The organism is Actinomadura sp. 3N508, from assembly GCF_044326375.1.
Classification (GTDB): domain Bacteria; phylum Actinomycetota; class Actinomycetes; order Streptosporangiales; family Streptosporangiaceae; genus Spirillospora.
Genome location: NZ_JBIRAX010000003.1, coordinates 17338 through 34825, shown reverse-complemented (window position 1 = coordinate 34825; position 17488 = coordinate 17338). Strand labels below are relative to the sequence as shown.

15 protein-coding genes are annotated in these 17488 nt (G+C 71.6%); 6 read left to right on the top strand and 9 right to left on the bottom strand.

Going from position 1 to position 17488, the window contains the following annotated elements; translation table 11 throughout:
- Positions 1–3: 3 nt before the first annotated feature.
- Positions 4–1158 carry an acetyl-CoA C-acetyltransferase gene (locus ACH34S_RS11250; RefSeq protein ID WP_395952464.1) on the top strand — a complete coding sequence of 385 codons (1155 nt, stop codon included), beginning with the start codon at positions 4–6 and terminating at the stop codon, positions 1156–1158.
- A 19-nt stretch (positions 1159–1177) separates the two neighbouring features.
- Here the strand turns inward: ACH34S_RS11250 and ACH34S_RS11245 are convergent, their stop codons facing one another.
- The 6 genes from ACH34S_RS11245 to ACH34S_RS11220 form a co-directional block, all read right to left on the bottom strand.
- Entirely contained in the window at positions 1178–1555 is a 378-nt protein-coding gene (locus tag ACH34S_RS11245; RefSeq protein ID WP_395952463.1) for a DNA-binding protein, read from the bottom strand.
- Positions 1556–1575: 20 nt separating this feature from the next.
- A complete protein-coding gene (locus ACH34S_RS11240; RefSeq protein ID WP_395952462.1) occupies positions 1576–1821 on the bottom strand; it encodes a hypothetical protein in 246 nt (81 codons plus the stop codon).
- Between the two features lie 162 nt (positions 1822–1983).
- A complete protein-coding gene (locus ACH34S_RS11235) occupies positions 1984–3051 on the bottom strand; it encodes an NAD(P)H-dependent flavin oxidoreductase (RefSeq protein WP_395952461.1) in 1068 nt (355 codons plus the stop codon).
- Positions 3051–3782, bottom strand: coding sequence for a CoA-transferase subunit beta (locus ACH34S_RS11230; protein ID WP_395952460.1), 732 nt, complete (start codon positions 3780–3782; stop codon positions 3051–3053). The genes ACH34S_RS11235 and ACH34S_RS11230 overlap by 1 nt, the downstream gene beginning before the upstream one ends.
- A gap of 73 nt (positions 3783–3855) precedes the next feature.
- On the bottom strand, positions 3856–4704 hold the full coding sequence (locus tag ACH34S_RS11225; RefSeq protein WP_395953308.1) for a CoA transferase subunit A: 849 nt from the start codon (positions 4702–4704) through the stop codon (positions 3856–3858).
- Between the two features lie 11 nt (positions 4705–4715).
- Positions 4716–5462, bottom strand: coding sequence for an enoyl-CoA hydratase family protein (locus ACH34S_RS11220; RefSeq protein ID WP_395952459.1), 747 nt, complete (start codon positions 5460–5462; stop codon positions 4716–4718).
- Positions 5463–5526: 64 nt separating this feature from the next.
- Here ACH34S_RS11220 and ACH34S_RS11215 point away from each other — a divergent pair, with 64 nt between their 5' ends.
- Together ACH34S_RS11215 and ACH34S_RS11210 are read left to right on the top strand one after the other, a co-directional pair.
- The gene (locus ACH34S_RS11215; RefSeq protein WP_395952458.1) at positions 5527–6297 is read left to right on the top strand and encodes an SDR family oxidoreductase; all 771 of its coding nucleotides are present in this window, start codon (positions 5527–5529) and stop codon (positions 6295–6297) included.
- Positions 6294–7199, top strand: a complete 906-nt coding sequence (locus tag ACH34S_RS11210; protein WP_395952457.1) for an SDR family oxidoreductase — start codon at positions 6294–6296, stop codon at positions 7197–7199. The genes ACH34S_RS11215 and ACH34S_RS11210 overlap by 4 nt, the downstream gene beginning before the upstream one ends.
- Before the next feature lie 118 nt (positions 7200–7317).
- Here the strand turns inward: ACH34S_RS11210 and ACH34S_RS11205 are convergent, their stop codons facing one another.
- Both ACH34S_RS11205 and ACH34S_RS11200 read right to left on the bottom strand, forming a co-directional pair.
- Complete coding sequence (locus ACH34S_RS11205; RefSeq protein ID WP_395952456.1) at positions 7318–8838, bottom strand: alpha/beta hydrolase; 1521 nt, start codon at positions 8836–8838, stop codon at positions 7318–7320.
- Between the two features lie 96 nt (positions 8839–8934).
- Entirely contained in the window at positions 8935–10359 is a 1425-nt protein-coding gene (locus ACH34S_RS11200) for a serine/threonine-protein kinase (protein ID WP_395952455.1), read from the bottom strand.
- Positions 10360–10604: 245 nt separating this feature from the next.
- On the opposite strand from ACH34S_RS11200, the gene hrpA reads away from it, so the two are divergent.
- The gene (hrpA, locus tag ACH34S_RS11195; protein ID WP_395952454.1) at positions 10605–14537 is read left to right on the top strand and encodes an ATP-dependent RNA helicase HrpA; all 3933 of its coding nucleotides are present in this window, start codon (positions 10605–10607) and stop codon (positions 14535–14537) included.
- A 6-nt stretch (positions 14538–14543) separates the two neighbouring features.
- Here hrpA and ACH34S_RS11190 read toward each other — a convergent pair whose 3' ends face one another.
- On the bottom strand, positions 14544–14765 hold the full coding sequence (locus tag ACH34S_RS11190; protein WP_395952453.1) for a hypothetical protein: 222 nt from the start codon (positions 14763–14765) through the stop codon (positions 14544–14546).
- 71 nt (positions 14766–14836) lie between these two features.
- On the opposite strand from ACH34S_RS11190, the gene pip reads away from it, so the two are divergent.
- Together pip and ACH34S_RS11180 are read left to right on the top strand one after the other, a co-directional pair.
- Positions 14837–15790 (top strand): prolyl aminopeptidase, encoded by a 954-nt coding sequence (gene pip, locus ACH34S_RS11185; protein ID WP_395953307.1) that lies wholly within the window; start codon positions 14837–14839, stop codon positions 15788–15790.
- A gap of 75 nt (positions 15791–15865) precedes the next feature.
- A complete protein-coding gene (locus tag ACH34S_RS11180; RefSeq protein WP_395952452.1) occupies positions 15866–17488 on the top strand; it encodes a chromosome segregation ATPase in 1623 nt (540 codons plus the stop codon).

Genomic DNA, 17488 nt, shown 5'->3' with positions numbered 1-17488 from the left:
CCCATGGCCGAGGCGTACATCGTCGACGCGGTGCGCGCGCCCGTCGGGCGGCGCGGCGGCGGCCTGTCCGGCGTGCACCCCGCCGACCTCGGCGCGCACGTGCTGACCGCGCTGATGGCACGCACCGGCGTCGACCCGGCCGCGGTCGAGGACGTCGTGTTCGGCTGCGTCGACGCGGTCGGCCCGCAGGCCGGCGACATCGCCCGCACCTGCTGGCTCGCCGCCGGGCTGCCCGAGGAGGTGCCGGGCGTCACCGTCGACCGGCAGTGCGGATCGTCGCAGCAGGCCGTGCACTTCGCCGCGCAGGCCGTGCTGTCCGGGACGTCCGACCTGGTCGTGGCGGGTGGCGTGCAGAACATGTCGCAGATCCCGATCGCGTTCGCGATGACCGCCGCCGAGCCGCTCGGCTTCACCCGGGGCCCCTTCCACGGCTCCGCCGGCTGGACGCGCCGCTACGGCGACACCGAGGTCTCCCAGTTCAACGGCGCCGAGATGATCGCCCGCGACTGGGACATCTCCCGCGCGGACATGGAGGCGTTCGCCTACGAGTCGCACCGGCGCGCGATCCGCGCGATCGACGAGGGCCGGTTCGAGCGCGAGATCGTCCCGTATGACGACGTCACCACCGACGAGGGCCCGCGCCGTGACACCTCCCTGGAGAAGATGGCGGGCCTGAAGACCCTCGTGGACGGCGGACGCCTCACCGCGGCGGTCTCGTCCCAGATCTCCGACGGCGCCGCCGCGCTCCTCATCGCCTCCGAGCGGGCCGTCAGGGACCACGGCCTCACGCCGCGCGCCCGCGTCCACCACATCTCCGCCCGCGGCGAGGACCCCATCCGGATGCTGTCCGCGCCGATCCCCGCCACCGCGCACGCGTTCAAGAAGACCGGCCTGACCATGGACGACATCGACGCCGTCGAGATCAACGAGGCGTTCGCCTCCGTCGTCCTCGCCTGGCTGAAGGAGACCGGCGCCGACCCGGCGAAGGTCAACCCCAACGGCGGCGCCATCGCCCTCGGCCACCCCCTCGGCGCCACCGGCGCCCGCCTCATGACGACCCTGCTGCACGAGCTGGAGCGCACCGGCGGCCGCTACGGCCTCCAGACCATGTGCGAGGGCGGCGGCCAGGCCAACACCACCATCCTCGAACGCCTCTGACCGCTTGCGGAGACCCTGCTCATTTCCTGATGAGCCGCACTCGGTCGCCGCACAGCTTGACCATGTCGTCGACATCGGAGGTCATCATCGCCACCGGTGGAGGTTGACGGAGAGCCGCCTCTGCGACGGTCGCATCGATCGCATATTTGTGACCGTGCAGGCCGGACGCCTTGAGCAGTGCCGCGGCGGCCGTTGCCGACTCCAGGGTCACCGGTTCGACCTTCACGCGGGACAGCGCCCACTGGAGTCGCGGCATGCTGATCCGCGAATGGGCGACTTCGACGATGGTGTTGGCGCTCACCACCAGATCGGCGCCCATGTCGTGAAAGATTCGGAACTCCTGCATGTCCTTGCGGTCCTGCCTGATCCAGGCGGACAGCCCCTCGGAGTCGAGCACGAGCGTCTCGAAGGTCGTTGTCATGCGACGTCCGACCATCCTGCCGCGTCGCTGCCGAACATCCTGGAGCGTGCCTCGGCCAGTTCCTCCTCGGTGAACTCGCCGTGTTCCTCCTCGTAGCGCAGGAGGTCCTCGCCGACCAAGTGATGGCGGATCTTCCGGGCAACGGCTTGGGCGACGAACCCGGAGACGTTGTCGGTGAGTTTCTTGAGTTCGGCCACTTGCTCGCTGGGCAGCGTGACCGTGATTCGTGTCGTCTCTGACATGACGCCAAGCATACCCGAGTATGTGGCGCGGTGACGCTAGTTTGTCGCCGTCCGTGGATGTTGACTCGCAGTGTGTAGTCATGGGTTCGGGGCAGACGAACCGGGCGCTCTCGGTCGGCGTGATCGACCGGGCCGGCCTGGACGGCGTCCTGGCGGCGGGCGCTACTGACGCGGGACGAGCAGCGACTGCTGGGCCGTGAGGGTCTCGGCGGCCTGCCGGACGATGCCGTCGATCAGGTCACCGCAGGAGGGCAGGTCGTCGATGACGCCGACGACCTGCCCGGACGCCATCACGCCCAGGTCGGGACGGCCGTCCACCATCGCCGCCTTCAGCAGCATCGGGGTGTTGGCCGCCATCAGGACCTGCGACCACGACAGGTCCTTGCCGTGCTTCATCGCCTTCCCGTCGGCGATCATCTCGCGCCATGACATGCCGGACAGCTTCTTGAACCGTGCCCCGTTGCGCAGCGCCCTGACCAGGCCGCCGACCCGTCCGGACCCTTCCAGCGCGTCGACCAGCCCGCTGCGCAGCACCCGGTGCGGCATGCCGTCCACCTGCCGGGTCACCACGGTCTCGCCGGTCCGCAGGTAGACCTGCTTGACCTCGTCCGGGACGGAGCTGTCGGACGTGAGCAGGAACCGGGTCCCCATCGCGACGCCCGCCGCCCCGTACGCGAGCGCGGCGGCGAGCCCGCGCCCGTCGAAGAAGCCGCCGGCCGCGATCACGGGTATGTCGACCGCGTCCACGACCTGGGGGAGCAGCAGCGTCGTCGCGACGGCGCCGGTGTGCCCGCCGCCCTCGCCGCCCTGCACGAGCACGGCGTCCGCGCCCCACCCCGCGACCTTCTCCGCGTGCCGCCGCGCCCCGACGGACGGGATCACGACGAGGCCCGCGTCCTTCAGCTTGGCGATCAGCTCCCTCTTGGGCGCGAGCGCGAAGGAGGCGACCCTGACGCCCTCCTTGATGAGGAGGTCGATGCGGTCGCCCGCGTCGTCGGCGTCGGCCCGGAGGTTGACGCCGAACGGCGCGTCCGTGCGGTCCTTGACCTCGTGGATCGCTTCGGCGAGCTGGTCGAGCGTCATCGTCGCCGACGCCAGGATCCCGAGGCCCCCGGCGTTCGCGACGGCGGTGACCAGCCGCGGGCCCGCCACCCAGCCCATGCCCGTCTGGACGACCGGATGCCGCACGCCCGTCAGCCGCGTCAGCGCAGTGTCGAGAACCTGCTCCATCAGGCCGGGACCTCCCGCTCCCGCAGCCCCTCCGGATCGAGGACCTCGCGCATGATCCGCAGCTCCGCATCGTCCGGCAGGCGCGTCTCCGGCACATCTTCGGGGAGGACGAGCTCGAACCCGGTGGCCGCCACCACGTCCTTGACCCGGACACCGGGATGCACGGAACGCAGCCGCATCCGCTTGTCCGGGGTGTCGAAGTCGAGCACGGCGAGGTTGCTGACGACGGCGCGGATCTCGTGCGCGCCCCGGTCCCAGCCGACGCCGCTCACCATGTCGACCTTCGCGGTGAACACCCGCGTCGAGTGCTTGGGCACCCAGTAGCTCGTCGGGTTAAGCAGCGTGTTGCCGGGCCCGCCGCGCACCCCGAGAAGCTGCCGCGAGGGACGTTCCCAGTCCCCGATGCACGAGATGCTGGTGTTCCCGTGCGCGTCGATCTGGCTCGGACCCATCACCACGTGCCGCCGCCCGTTCAGGACGAGCCACAGATGATCCCGGAACGGCAGCCATCCCTCGGCCACCGTCGCCGCCGACCCCAGTGGAACGGGCTCGGCGCTCAGCGACGGCCCTCCGTCGGTGGTCAGCAGCTCGGGCGCGAACGTGGCCCGCGCCAGCCGCGACCCGAGCATCGGCACGAACCCGGCCACGGCCGCCGCGACGATCTCCCCATCGCCTCGGAACAGATCGGCGCACGCCGCGGCGCACACCTCGGCCCTGGTCACGTCGCTCACCGGTTCCCGCCTTTCTGGGGAGCGGCTCCCAGACCACCGGGTGGTCGAACCGATGATTCTCGCTCCGCTCCTGTCATCGGTTCTCCTCCCGCCAGACGCGGACGGCGTCCTGATAAGCGGCCTCGTCGCCGGAAAGGAACCGCTCCTGGAACGCCGCCCACTTCTCCGGATCGGCGGCCGATTGGGCATAGAGCTTCTGGAACGGCTCGTCCCGGCCGAAGTCGGGGGCGCAGTCGGTGAAATGCGCGCCGTTCGGCGTCTCCACGACACCCGCGACCTGCGACCGGCTGATCAGCAGCGACTGCACGGGCCCTTCCTTGGCGAATTCGGCGGTGTCGACGATCCGCTCGCACGACACATACGTACGGTCGGCCGCCTTGGCGAAAAGGTCGTCCATGTAGGGGTCGGGGCCGAGGTATTGGGCGTTGCCGCGCGCGTCGGCACGATTCATGTGCACGAGCGCGACGTCCATGGTCAGCGCGGGCACGGCGACGAGCTCGCGCCCGTCCTCATAGGGAGACCTGACCGTCTTCAACTCAGGGTTGACCTTCATCACGTCCGAGCCGAGCCCGACCGGAGTGGGCAGGAACGGCAGCCGGTGCGCCGCCGCGTACAGCCCGAACATGAACATGCCCTCGTCGTACTCGGTCAGCTCGATCGCCCCGGATTCCCGCGCCCGCCGGAAATGCGGCTCCAGCGGGATCGAGTCCATGGTGACGAACGCGGTCACGAGCCGCCGGATCTTGCCCGCCGCGCACAGCAGCCCGACGTCCGGCCCCCCGTAGGTCACCACGGTCAGGCCGGTGACGGGGGAGCGCAGGATCGCCCGGACGAGCGCCATCGGCTTGCGCCGCGACCCCCAGCCGCCGATCCCGACCGTCATGCCGCTCTCCAGCGACCCGGCGACCTCCTCGGCCGCCATCACCTTGCCGGTCACCGGGCCCCCTTGGCGACGAAGGCGTCGCGGTGCTCGTCGCCGGCGCCGACGAGGTTGAGCTCGAACGTGAACCCCTGCTCGTAGCGGTAGCTGCGCTTGACGTCGACCGGGTCGATCCCGTTCAGCGACTCCTTGGCGCGCCGGATCACGTACCGATCCTTGGCGGCGATCTGCGCCGCGACCTCCAGTGCCTTGTCGCGCAACTGCTCCGGCGGGACGAGTTCCAGCACCGAGCCGTAGTGGTGCAGCTCATCGGCCGTGACGTTGCGGCAGGTGTAGACCATCGCGCGCATCAGATGCTGCGGGACGAGCCGCGCCAGATGGGTCGCGGCACCGAGCGCGCCCCGATCCACCTCGGGCAGCCCGAAGTAGGCATCGTGCGACGCGACGACGATGTCGGCATTGCCCACCAGCCCGACCCCGCCCCCGAGGCAGAACCCGTGCACGGCCGCGACGACCGGAACCTCGCAGTCGTACACGGCGGCGAACGCCGCGTAGCAGCCGCGATTCGCGCCGACCAGAGCGGCATGGCCCTCCGTGCTCTGCATCTCCTTGATGTCGACGCCCGCGTTGAAGCCCCGTCCCTCCGCGCGGAGAAGGACCGCGCCGACCTGCGGATCGCGGCCCGCCGCGAGCATCGCGTCGGCCAGCTCGTACCAGCCCGCGACGGTGAGCGCGTTGACCGGCGGCGCGTCCACGACGATCTCGGCGACCCCGTCCAGGGTCGTGGTGGAGACTCCCATGCGCTACCTTTCCACCAAACATTTGTTAGAACAGAAGGTAGCAGAGGCTCTCAGAGGAGGCGGAATGTCATTGACGCTCGACCTGGGCGGAAAGACCGCCGTGGTCACCGGGGGCGTTCGCGGGGTCGGCGCGGGCATCAGCCGCGCCCTCCTGGACGCGGGCGCCGACGTCGTCGCGGTCGCCCGCCGCGAGCCGGAGACGCTGCCCGAAGCAGCGGGCCGGACCGCGAGGTTCGTGTCCCTGGACGCCCGCGACCCGGACGCCGCGCAGGCCTTCGCCGACGGCCTCGACCGCGTCGACGTCCTGGTCAACAACGCGGGCGGCGCCCCGTTCCTGCCCATCGCCGACGGCCCCGTCCGCACTCACATCAAGATCATCGAGCTGAACCTGACCGCCGCGCTGATCATGGCGCGGGCCCTCCGCCCGCGCATGCTCGAAAACGGCGGCGGCTCGGTCATCAACATCTCCAGCGTGAGCGGCGTGCGCCCCTCACCCGGCACCGCCGCCTACGGCGCCGCGAAGGCCGGCCTGCACAACCTCACCCAGTCGCTCGCCGTCGAATGGGCCCCCGACATCCGCGTCAACGCGCTGACCCTCGGCATGGTCCGCACGGAACTCTCGCACCTGCACTACGGGGACGAGGCAGGCGTCCAGGCCGTCGCGGACACGGTCCCGCTGGGCCGCCTCGCCGACCCTTATGAGGTCGGCGCCGCCTGCGTGTTCCTCGCGTCCGACCTCGCCTCCTACGTCACCGGCTCGACGATGCTGCTGCACGGCGGGGGAGAACGTCCCGCCTTCCTGGACGCCGCCACCGTCAACAAGGAAGAACGATGATCTGCAAGGACCGAGTCGTCGCCGTCACCGGCGCGGGCCGCGGCCTGGGCCGCGCGCACGCCCTGGAGTTCGCCCGCCAGGGCGCCCACGTCGTCGTCAACGACCTGGGGGTGGCCCGCGACGGCACCGGCGACGCCTCCTCGGGCCCGGCGCACGTCGTCGTCCAGGAGATCCACTCCCTCGGCGGCCAGGCCGTGGCCCACACCGCCGACATCGCCACCGACGCCGGCGCCGCATCCCTGATCACCACCGCGCTCGACGCCTTCGGCCGCCTCGACACCCTCGTCAACAACGCCGGTTTCCTCCGCGACCGCATGCTGATCAACCTGGGCGAGGACGAGTGGGACGCGGTCATGCGCGTCCACCTCAAGGGCCACTTCCTGCCCCTCAAACACGCGGGCAGGCACTGGCGCGCCGAGACCAAAGCGGGCCGCCCGGTCGACGCCCGCATAATCAACACCTCATCCGGCGCGGGCCTCCTGGGCAGCGTGGGCCAAGGCAACTACTCCGCCGCCAAAGCGGGCATCGTCGGCCTGACGCTCGTGGCGTCCGCCGAACTGGCCCGCTACGGAGTGACGGTGAACGCCATCGCCCCCGCCGCCCGCACCCGCATGACCGAGGACGTCTTCGCCCAGACCATGGCGGCCCCCGCCGAAGGCGAATTCGACGCCATGGCCCCCGAGAACGTCTCACCCCTGGTCGTCTGGCTGGGCTCCGCGGACTCCCGGCACGTCACCGGCCGGGTCTTCGAGGCCGAGGCCGGGAAGATCTGCGTCATGGACGCCTTCCGCCACGGCCCGTCCACCGACAAGGGCGCCCGCTGGAACCCGTCCGAGCTAGGCGAAGCGGTCACGGCCCTGCTCGTAAAAGCCCCCACCCCCGAACCCGTCTACGGCGCATAGATCAGCGCCGCCGATGAGCATCGGCACCCGCCGCGTCCCGCGGGACGCGCGTTGGCGGTCGGGTCGAGCGTCTCACGCGAGGGCCAGTGCGTCTGGCTCGACCGCGAGGACGACCGCGTCACGGACCGCAGCCGGTAGCAGGGGTCGTGCCGTCGAGGAGGTACTTCCTGACGGCCCTGGCCGCGCAGCGGTTGTGAGGGTAGGAGCCGTGGCCCTCGGCGTGGACCGTCAGCAGGACACCGACCCCTTCGCCCAGCTCGGCCGCCATGCGCTGGGCGCCCGTGTACGGCGTCGTCGGGTCGCCGGTGTTGGCGACGACGAGGATCGGGGAAGCGCCATCCGCGCTGACGTCGGGGTCGGCGCGCTCGCCCTTGAACGGCCATGCGTGGCAGAGGTAGGCGCTCTTGGCCCATTGCTCGCCGAAGACCGGGGACGCCGCCTGGAGCCGCTTGATCGTTCTTTCGAGCTCGAAGAAGCCGGGACGCAGGTTGGAATCGGCGCAGGTGATCGCGACGAGAGAGGACATTCCGTTGCCACCCGGGGCCGTGGCGCGGGAGCCGCGTCGAGAGCCGTGGCTGTATGCCTTCTCTATCAGCTTGCTGCCGGTGCCTCGATCCATGACCTCGGTGAGCGACTGCGCCAGCGGCCACCAGCCTTCCTCGCCGAGGTCCAGATAATTCGCGATCGCCTGGACGGCGCTCCCTTCGTCGAGTTTCCTGTCGCCATTGGTGGGCGCGGGCTTGTTCTTGAGCTTGGCCAGCAAGTCGACGACGCGTCGATTGGCTTGGCTGGGATCGGTGCCGGTGGGGCAGTCGTCGTAGGCGTTCGCGCAATGCCTGGCGAATTGGTCGAAGGCGAGCTGGAAGGCCGTGACCTGGACGAGGTCCTTTTGCAGGTGGTTCAGCGTCGGGTCGATCGGCGCTTCGAGTACGAGCCTGCCCACGTTCTCGGGGAACAGGTGGGCGTAGACGCCGCCCAGTTTGGTGCCGTAGGAGACGCCGAAATAGCTCAGCTTCTCGTCGCCGAGGAGATAGCGCATCAGGTCCAGGTCGCGCGCCGTCTGCGAGGTGCCGACGTGCGGCAGGAGCCGACCGGAGTGCTTCTGGCAGGCGTCGCCGCCCTCGAACCTCTTCTCTCCGCAGGTGACGGGTGCCGTCGCGCCGACGCCTCGCGGATCGAAGCTCACCAGGTCGTAGCGCTCGCCCAGGGGCGCGTATTGGGGCACGTACTCGGGAAGACCCACGACGCCGGACTGGCCCGGACCGCCGAAATTGAGAAGGAGCGAGCCGATGCGCTTCCGCTCCGGTCCGGTGACCCTCTTCCGGATCATCGCGACGTCGATCGTGCCGCGGCCGGGCCGCCGGTAGTCCAGTGGCGCCTTCATCGTGGCGCACTCCCAAGCCTTCCCCGGGGCTCTGCCGTCACCCTGCGCCGCGGACGGTGCCGGGCAGGTCGACCAGGCGAGTCGCTGGCCGGTGGTGAAGGCCGCGGGCAGTCCCGGCGGCGGATTCGCCGCCTTGCGCTCGACCCGGCGGTCGCCGCCGCCCGATGCGGACGAGTCCGAGCCCGCGCCGCCAACGGCATCGCACCCGGCCACCAGGACCACGATTGCGAGCAGGCCCGCCCAAGTCATGCGCATCCGCGAGTCTCCTCGTCCTTCGATGGCATGAACCTACTGATCGCCGTGGTATTTGCGGAAATGCCCCGCTGAGCGTGACCGCCGGGTGAAGCCGGGTCAGCGGGGGCGGTAGGTCTGTAGGTAGCGGTGGACGTTGTTCGTGTACGGCTTGAACCTTGCGGGGACGCCGCCCGCCTTGACGACCGTCTTGGACGAGCTGCGGTAGGTGGCGGCGAGGTTCAGGGCCGGGTCGCCCGGGACGTTCTTCAGGTCCTTGCCCCAGTAGCACAGGAAGCGGCCCATCGCCGGGATCGACAGCTCCGGGGTGATCTGGTCGGGCCTCGGCTCGGGGTTGTCGAGCCCGCCCGGCTGCCAGGACACGAGGACGCTGGGCGTCCACCGCGCGATGCCGTACTCGTCCTTGGCCGGGTCGGAGAGTTTCGGGTCGAAGCCGCTCTCCACCTTGAGCATCGCCGCGATCAGGGCGGGGCTGAGGCCGGGCATCTCGCACCAGGTGCCCGCCTCGATGATCAGGTCGCGGTACTGGGCGGGGATGTCGGTCCCGGGGCGCAGCCACCGGCCGTCCCTCCCGGCCGATGCGGAGCCGTTCTCGCCGCCGCCGGTGAGCGCCCAGAAGGCCCCGGCGGCCGCGATGGCGGCCGCTCCAGCGCCGGTGATCATCAGTGTCCGGCGCCGGAACCGGGGGCGGCGGCGGGGCGGCCTGGCGGGCTTGGGTTCGGGGAGCGGGTCGGTGTCGATCTCGCTGGTGGCCTCGCCGAGCGCGTTTCCGAAGGCCGCCGCCGACGTCCAGCGCTGCTCGCGGTCGGGATCCAGGGCGCGCAGGACCGCCGCGTCCACGCCGGGCGGGATGCCGGGGCGGAGTTCGCCGGGCGGGCGGGGCCGAGTCGCGGGCGGCTCGCCGGTCAGCAGGTGGTAGGTGAGCGCGCCGAGCCCGTACACGTCGGAGCGGCGGTCCGGGGCGCCGTCGATCTGGCCCTGCTCGGGGGCCATGTAGCCGGGGGAGCCGGCGGGGAGCGTCAGGCTCGACAGGTGGTCGTCGGTCCGCGCGATGCCGAGATCGGAGATCATGAGCCGCTCGCCGCCGGACGACGACGACCGCAGCAGCACGTTGGACGGCTTGAGGTCGCGGTGCACCACGCCCAGGTCGTGCAGCTCCTGGACGCCCCGGATGATCTCCCGGGCGGTGCGCAGCGCCTCGTTCAGCCGCAGCGGGCCGGTCGTGAGCCGCTCGGCGAGGGTGCCGCGGTCGGCGTAGGTCATCACGAAGTAGGGACGGCCGTCCGGCAGTTCGCCGATGTCGAAGACCTGGACGATCCGGTGCGAGTCGGCGCGGCGCAGCAGCCGCGCCTCCTGGACGAACCGGTCCCGCACATCGGTGCGCAGCGTCCAGTGCTCGCCCAGGATCTTGATCGCGACGGGCGAGTCGAGCTCCGGGTCGTGCCCCAGCCAGACGGAGGCGAACCCGCCCGAGCCGAGGAGGCGGTCGATCCGGTAGCGGCCGGCGGATGTCGGGTAGCCCACGCCTCCCAATGATGAACGATGGACGTCGGCGCGTGCACTGGCTTGGCGTGAACGACCGAACGCGTGGCGTATTTGTCAGGGCCGGAATGTCGTGTTGGACGGAGACGTTCTAAAAGGTTGCCCGGAAAACGGATCGCTTTCCGTGGGGCGCTCCGGCTACGGTTCGTAGGTTTGCGGGGTGCGCGGGGTGCCACCGCGCGGGGCCCGCCGGGCGGACGGGCCCGGCCCTATCTTTGTCGACGGTAATGAGGACGAGTGTGAGATCGCCGCTCGCCGACGCGCGTGCGCGGCTGCCGCGGCTGATGCTGCGCGACCAGCACCGGCTGCGCCGCCGGATCGACGGCGCGCAGAAGATGCGGGACGCCGCGCGGCGCGCCAAGGTCACCGATGAGATCACCGCCGATGTCGACGCCGCGGAGCGGCGCGTCGAGCGGCGGCGGCTCGCCATGCCCGCGATCACCTATCCGGCGCAGCTGCCGGTCGCGCAGAAGAAGGACGACATCCTCGCCGCGATCCGCGACCACCAGGTCGTGATCGTCGCGGGGGAGACCGGGTCCGGCAAGACAACCCAGATCCCGAAGATCTGCCTTGAGCTGGGCCGGGGCGTGCTCGGCTCGATCGGGCACACCCAGCCGCGGCGGCTCGCCGCCCGGACCGTCGCCGACCGCATCGCCGAGGAGCTCGGCACCGAGCTGGGCGACGCCGTCGGGTACAAGGTGCGCTTCACCGACCGGTCGAGCGACGACACGCTCGTCAAGCTGATGACGGACGGCATCCTGCTCGCCGAGATCCAGACCGACCGGCTGCTCCGCCAGTACGACACGCTGATCATCGACGAGGCGCACGAGCGCAGCCTGAACATCGACTTCCTGCTCGGCTACGTCAGGGAGATCCTGCCGCGCCGGCCGGATCTCAAGGTGATCATCACGTCGGCGACGATCGACCCCGAGCGGTTCTCCGAGCACTTCGGGGACGCGCCGATCGTGGAGGTGTCCGGCCGGACGTATCCGGTGGAGGTGCGCTACCGGCCCGTCGTCGACCCGGAGGACCCGTCCGCCGACCCCGATCGCGACCAGATCCAGGCGATCCTGGACGCGGTCGACGAGCTGGGCCGCGAGGCGCCCGGCGACGTGCTGGTGTTCCTCAGCGGGGAGCGCGAGATCCGCGACACCGCCGACGCGCTGACCAAGCACTTCACCCGGCGCCGGGACACCGCCGAGGTCCTGCCGCTTTACGCGCGGCTGTCGTCCGCCGAACAGCATCGGGTCTTCCAGCCCCATCGCGGGCGGCGGATCGTGCTGGCGACGAACGTCGCGGAGACGTCGCTGACCGTCCCGGGGATCAAGTACGTGGTCGATCCCGGTACCGCGCGCGTCTCCCGGTACAGCCACCGGCTGAAGGTGCAGCGGCTGCCGATCGAACCGGTGTCGCAGGCGTCGGCGAACCAGCGCAAGGGACGCTGCGGGCGCGTGTCCGAAGGCGTCTGTATCCGGCTGTACTCGGAGGACGATTTCGAGTCGCGTCCCGAGTTCACCGAGCCGGAGATCCTGCGGACGAACCTCGCGTCCGTCATCCTGCAGATGACGTCGCTGGGCCTCGGTGACATCGCGGCGTTCCCGTTCGTGGAGCCGCCGGACCGGCGCAACGTCAAGGCCGGGGTCGATCTGCTGCACGAGCTCGGCGCCATCGACCCGTCCGAGCAGGACCCGCGCAAGCGGCTCACCCCGCTCGGCCGCCGCCTCGCCCAGCTTCCCGTCGACCCGCGGCTCGGCCGGATGATCCTGGAGGCCGACAAGAACGGCTGCGTCCGCGAGGTGCTGATCATCACGGCGGCGCTGTCCATCCAGGACCCGCGCGAACGTCCCGCCGAGCAGCAGCAGGCCGCCGACGACAAGCACCGCCGCTTCGCCGACCCGACATCCGACTTCCTGGCCTACCTGAACCTGTGGAATTACCTGCGCGAGCAGCAGAAGGAATTGTCGGGGAGCGCGTTCCGGCGGATGTGCAAGAGCGAGTTCCTGCATTTCCTGCGCGTCCGTGAATGGCAGGATCTGCACGGGCAGCTCAAGCAGGTCGCCAAATCGCTCGGCGTCACGCTCAACACCGCCGAGGCCGCGCCTGACCGCGTCCACATGTCGCTGCTCTCGGGCCTGCTGTCGCACATCGGCCTCGCCGACGCGGAGAAGAAGGACAGGCAGCGGCGCGGCCAGGAGTATCTCGGCGCCCGGGGGGCGAAGTTCGCCGTGTTCCCGGGGTCGGCGCTGTTCAAGAAACCGCCGCGCTGGGTCATGTCGGCGGAACTGGTCGAGACGTCCCGGCTCTGGGGACGCGTCAACGCCAAGATCGAACCCGACTGGATCGAGCCGCTCGCCGAGCATCTCGTGAAGCGCAACTACAGCGAGCCGCACTGGTCGAAGAAGCAGGCCGCCGTCATGGCGCACGAGAAGGTCACCCTCTACGGGGTGCCGATCGTCGCCGACCGGCGCGTCAACTACGGCCGCATCGACCCGGCGACGTCCCGCGAGCTGTTCATCCGGCACGCGCTCGTCGAAGGCGACTGGGACACCCACCACCGGTTCTTCCACGACAACCGCGCCCTGCTGGACGAGGTCGAGGAGCTGGAGCACCGCGCCCGCCGCCGCGACATCCTCGTCGACGACGAGACCCTCTTCGAGTTCTACGACGAGCGCATTCCCGAGGACGTCGTCTCCGGACGGCACTTCGACTCCTGGTGGAAGAAGGCCCGGCGCGACGAACCCGACCTCCTCGGGTTCGAGAAGTCGATGCTCATCAACGAGACCGCGGGCGGCGTCAGCGAGTCCGACTATCCGGACGCGTGGAAGCAGGGCGCGCTGCGGCTGCGCCTCACCTACCAGTTCGAGCCGGGGACCGACGCCGACGGCGTGACCGCCCACATTCCGGTGCAGATCCTCAACCAGGTCCGGCCGGACGGCTTCGAATGGCAGGTGCCGGGCCTGCGCGTCGAGCTGGTGACCGAGCTGATCCGGTCGCTGCCCAAGCAGCTGCGGGTCAACTTCGTCCCGGCGCCCGACTACGCCCGCAAGGTCCTCGACCGCGTCGCGCCCCGCACCGAGCCGCTCCTGGACGCCCTCGAACGCGAGCTGACCGAGATGACGGGCGTCCAGGTCGTGCGCGAGGCGTGGGACCCGTCGCGTCTGCCCGCCCACCTGCGCATCACGTTCCGTGTCGTCGACGACAAGGGCCGCGCGCTCGGCGAGGGCACCGACCTGGACGAGCTGAAACGCCGCCTCGCGGGCAGGGTCCGCGGCACGCTGTCCAAGGCCGCCTCGACCGTCGAACGCTCCGGCCTCCGCGACTGGACGATCGGCGAACTGCCCCGCACCTACGAGCGCAACCAGGCCGGATACGACGTCAAGGCGTACCCGGCGCTCACCGACGACGGCGACAGCGTGTCCGTCCGCATGTACGAGACGGAGGCCGAGCAGCGGCGCGCGATGTGGCTCGGCACCCGGCGGCTCATCCTGCTGAACGCGCCGTCGCCGGTGAAGCTCATCCAGGGGCGCCTCACCAACCAGGGGAAACTAGCGCTCAGCCACAACCCGCACGGGTCCGTCGCCGCGCTGTTCGACGACTGCGTCACCGCCGCCGCCGACCGGCTCCTCGCCGAAGCCGGGGGACCCGCCTGGGACGAGGACGGCTACCGCGCCATGTATGACCACGTCCGCGCCGACCTGCACGACGCCACCGCCGAGATCGTCGCCATCGTCGAACGCGTCCTGGCCGAGGCCCATGAGGTCGACCGGCGGGTCCGCGGCACGGCGAGCCTGACGCTCGTCCCGGCGCTGACCGACGTCCGCGGACGGCTCGCGGCGCTCGTGCATCCCGGGTTCGTCACCGCGACCGGCTGGGCCCGGCTGCCCGACCTGCCCCGCTACCTGCGCGCCTTGCAGGTCAGGCTCGACAAGCTCCCCGAGAACCCCGGACGCGACCGGCTGCTCGCGAACCAGGCCGACGTGCTGGCGCAGGAGTACGAGCAGACGCTGCGGCGCCTGCACCCGTCCCGCCGCGACGACGAGCCCGCACGCCAGATCCGCTGGATGCTGGAGGAGCTCCGGGTCAGCCTCTTCGCCCAGCAGCTCGGGACGCGCTTCCCCGTCTCCGACAAGCGCATCCGCAAGGCGATGGCCGCGCTGTAGCGGTTCTCAGTCGTCGTAGGCGAACAGCTCCAGGTGGGCGCAGTTCGCGCAGCGGAAGGCGTGGATCTGCAGCCGGGACTTCCCGAAGAGCTTCGCCCCGCCGAGCAGCCCCCGCTCCAGCGGCCCCGCCACCCAGCGGGCGAAACCCCGGGCGGCCTGGCCGGAATCCTCCACGAACCCCTCCTGCAGGTTCGTTGACCCGCACAGCGTGCACCTCAGCTCCGTCACGTCGCGCATCCTAGGCGACGGCGACCTGGGCGAACCATGATCAATCGTCGGGTATGACTGGACGCATGGGGTTGCGAGAGTTCTATCCGCCCGCCGAGCCGCACGACTCCGGGCTGCTCGACGTCGGCGACGGGAACCGGATCCACTGGGAGATCTGCGGGAACCCGGACGGCAAGCCCGCCGTGTTCCTGCACGGCGGGCCCGGCGGCGGGGTCCTGCCCGACCACCGGCGGCTGTTCGACCCGTCCGCCTACCGGATCGTGCTGTTCGACCAGCGGGGCTGCGGCCGGAGCCTCCCGCACGCCGGCGACCACGCCGTGTCGCTGGCGCGCAACACGACACCGCACCTGGTGGACGACATCGAACGTCTCCGCGAGCACCTGTCCGTCGACCGGTGGCTCGTGCTCGGCGGAAGCTGGGGCAGCACGCTCGCCCTCGCCTACGCGCAGGCGCACCCGGAGCGCGTGTCGGAGCTGGTGCTGCGCGGTGTGTGGCTCGTCCGCCCGGCCGACGAGGCGTGGGGGTTCACGCCGACGGGCGCGGCGCATCTGTTCCCGGCCGAGTGGGCGGCGTTCCGGGACGCGATCCCGCCCGCCGAACAGGACGATCTGGTCGCCGCCTACGGCCGCCGCATCGGCGACCCGGACCCGTCCGTCCATCTCCCGGCGGCGAAGGCGTGGATCGGCTGGGAACTCACCGCGAACACGCTGCTGCCCGTCCCGCCACCCGAGCTGGACGACGCCGCCGTCATCGCGTTCGCCCGCATCACGCACCACTACATCGCGAGCGGCGGTTTCCTTCCCGAGGAGGGTCTGCTCGCCGGGGTCGACCGCATCCGGCACATCCCCGCCGTGATCGTGAACGGCCGCTACGACATGAAGACCCCGCCCGACCAGGCGTGGGACCTGCATCGCGCCTGGCCGGAGGCCGCCTTCCACATCGTGGAGGACGCCGGCCACGGCGGTTCCGAGCCCGGCGTCCGCGACCTTCTGATCGAGGCCACCGACCGTTTCGCCGGTCGCTGAGACACGAGCCGCGCGTGTCCACGTGTCCAACACAAGTCACTGCAGCAACCCGGATCAGTGCGTATGGTTCATTCCATGCCTAATAGCGAAGAGCGCGACAATAGCGGCCCCGAGGGGACGGCCGCGGCTCCCCAGAGCGCGATCTCCGAAGGCGCGGGGGACGGCGGTGCCGGGTCCTCCGGCGCCGGTTCGGCGAACGGTCCCGGCGCAGGCGGCCCGAGCCCGGGCGGCGGCGACACGAAGGTCGCCGGCGGCGGCTCCGGCCCCGGTTCCGGCGAGTCCACCGAGACGGCGGTCGCCCGGGTGGGCGATCCGGTCACCGTGTGGCCGTGCGCCAACTGCGGGCGTCCCGTCCCGCAGCCGGTGGGGGCCGTCCGCGCGGTCCGCTATTGCCAGGACAACGACGGCGCCTGCGCCCGCGACGCGCGCGACCGCCGCGACCGCGGCCGGGACGCGCCGGGCCTCACCGGGCAGGTCGCCGCGGCCTGGGAGATGGTCGAGCGGCTGGAGCGGGCCGCCGACGTGCTCGCCGACTCGCTGACCTCCGAGCTGAGCGTCGCCGGGGTGGAGCGCCGCGTCGCCGAGGTGCGGGCCGAGGCCGCCCGCGAGCTCGCCATCGCGCAGACCGAGCGCGACGCGTCCCAGCGCAAGGCCGAGGAGGCGTGGAGCGAGGCGTCGTCCGCCCGCAAGCGTGCCGAGGCCGCGGAGCAGGACGCCGCGCGCCTGCGCGAGGAGGCCAAGGTCGCGACCGCCAAGCGCGACGCCGCGCAGCAGGCGTGGGAGGAGGCGCACCAGGTCGCGCAGCAGTCGATGACCGCGAAGCTCGCCGCAGAGAGCGAGCGCGACCGTGTCGCCGCCCGCGAGACCGAGCTGCTCGCCGCGCTGGAGAGCACCCGCGCCGAACTCGTCGGCCTGCACTCCAGGCTCGCCGAGGCGGAGGGCGCCGTCGAGGCGCAGCGCGTCGAGGCCGCCGTCGCCAAGCAGGGCGCCGAGGACCTGCGCAACGCGATGCGCGACACCGAGGCGCAGCGGCAGCGCGCCATGCAGACCGCCAGCAAGGCCGAGGCCGAGCGCACCGCCGCGATGCGCGCCCAGTCCGAGGCGGAGGCGGAGGCCGTCCGCGCCAACGCGCGCGCCGACGAGGCCGCCAAGGACCGCGACGCCGCGCAGGCCCGCGCCCAGGCCACGGCCGCCGACCGCGAAGAGCTCATGGCCCAGATCAACGATCAGGCCGTCCAGCTGCGGCAGCTGTCGCAGTCGGTCGCCGAGCAGCAGGCCGCGCTGACCGCCCTCGCCGAGGAGCGCGACGCCGCCCGCGCCGAGGCCGACCGCGCCCGCCGCCAGATCGACCAGTTCACGCACAACACGCTGTCGTCGAACGTCCCGCCCGGCGGCCGGATGCCCGGCGGCGGCACACCCGCGCCCCCCGGCGCCCCCGCCGGACCGCCGCCCGCCGGGATGCCGCCCGCCGGAATGCCCCCGGGCCCGCCTCCGATCGGGGGCCAGCCCCCGGCACCGGCCGGACCGCCCCCGCAGCATGCGGCCCCGGCCCCGGCCCCGCTCGGCGCGCCCCTCGGTCCCGTACCGGACGGCCCACCGGGTGCCGGGAACCGCCCGCCGCACGGCACGCCCCCGCCCGGCCGCGGCCGCCCGCACAACGGCGCCGACCGGGAGGACCCGCTCTTCGCCGGCCCCTGA

Excerpts from the sequence above, each read along its gene's own strand:
- ACH34S_RS11250 (WP_395952464.1), top strand. The coding sequence starts at position 4 with ATGGCCGAGGCGTACATCGTCGACGCGGTGCGCGCGCCCGTCGGGCGG.
- ACH34S_RS11240 (WP_395952462.1), bottom strand. The coding sequence starts at position 1,821 with ATGTCAGAGACGACACGAATCACGGTCACGCTGCCCAGCGAGCAAGTG.
- ACH34S_RS11235 (WP_395952461.1), bottom strand. The coding sequence starts at position 3,051 with ATGGAGCAGGTTCTCGACACTGCGCTGACGCGGCTGACGGGCGTGCGG.
- ACH34S_RS11225 (WP_395953308.1), bottom strand. The coding sequence starts at position 4,704 with ATGGCGGCCGAGGAGGTCGCCGGGTCGCTGGAGAGCGGCATGACGGTC.
- ACH34S_RS11220 (WP_395952459.1), bottom strand. The coding sequence starts at position 5,462 with ATGGGAGTCTCCACCACGACCCTGGACGGGGTCGCCGAGATCGTCGTG.
- ACH34S_RS11215 (WP_395952458.1), top strand. The coding sequence starts at position 5,527 with ATGTCATTGACGCTCGACCTGGGCGGAAAGACCGCCGTGGTCACCGGG.
- ACH34S_RS11210 (WP_395952457.1), top strand. The coding sequence starts at position 6,294 with ATGATCTGCAAGGACCGAGTCGTCGCCGTCACCGGCGCGGGCCGCGGC.
- ACH34S_RS11205 (WP_395952456.1), bottom strand. The coding sequence starts at position 8,838 with ATGCGCATGACTTGGGCGGGCCTGCTCGCAATCGTGGTCCTGGTGGCC.
- hrpA (WP_395952454.1), top strand. The coding sequence starts at position 10,605 with ATGAGGACGAGTGTGAGATCGCCGCTCGCCGACGCGCGTGCGCGGCTG.
- ACH34S_RS11180 (WP_395952452.1), top strand. The coding sequence starts at position 15,866 with ATGCCTAATAGCGAAGAGCGCGACAATAGCGGCCCCGAGGGGACGGCC.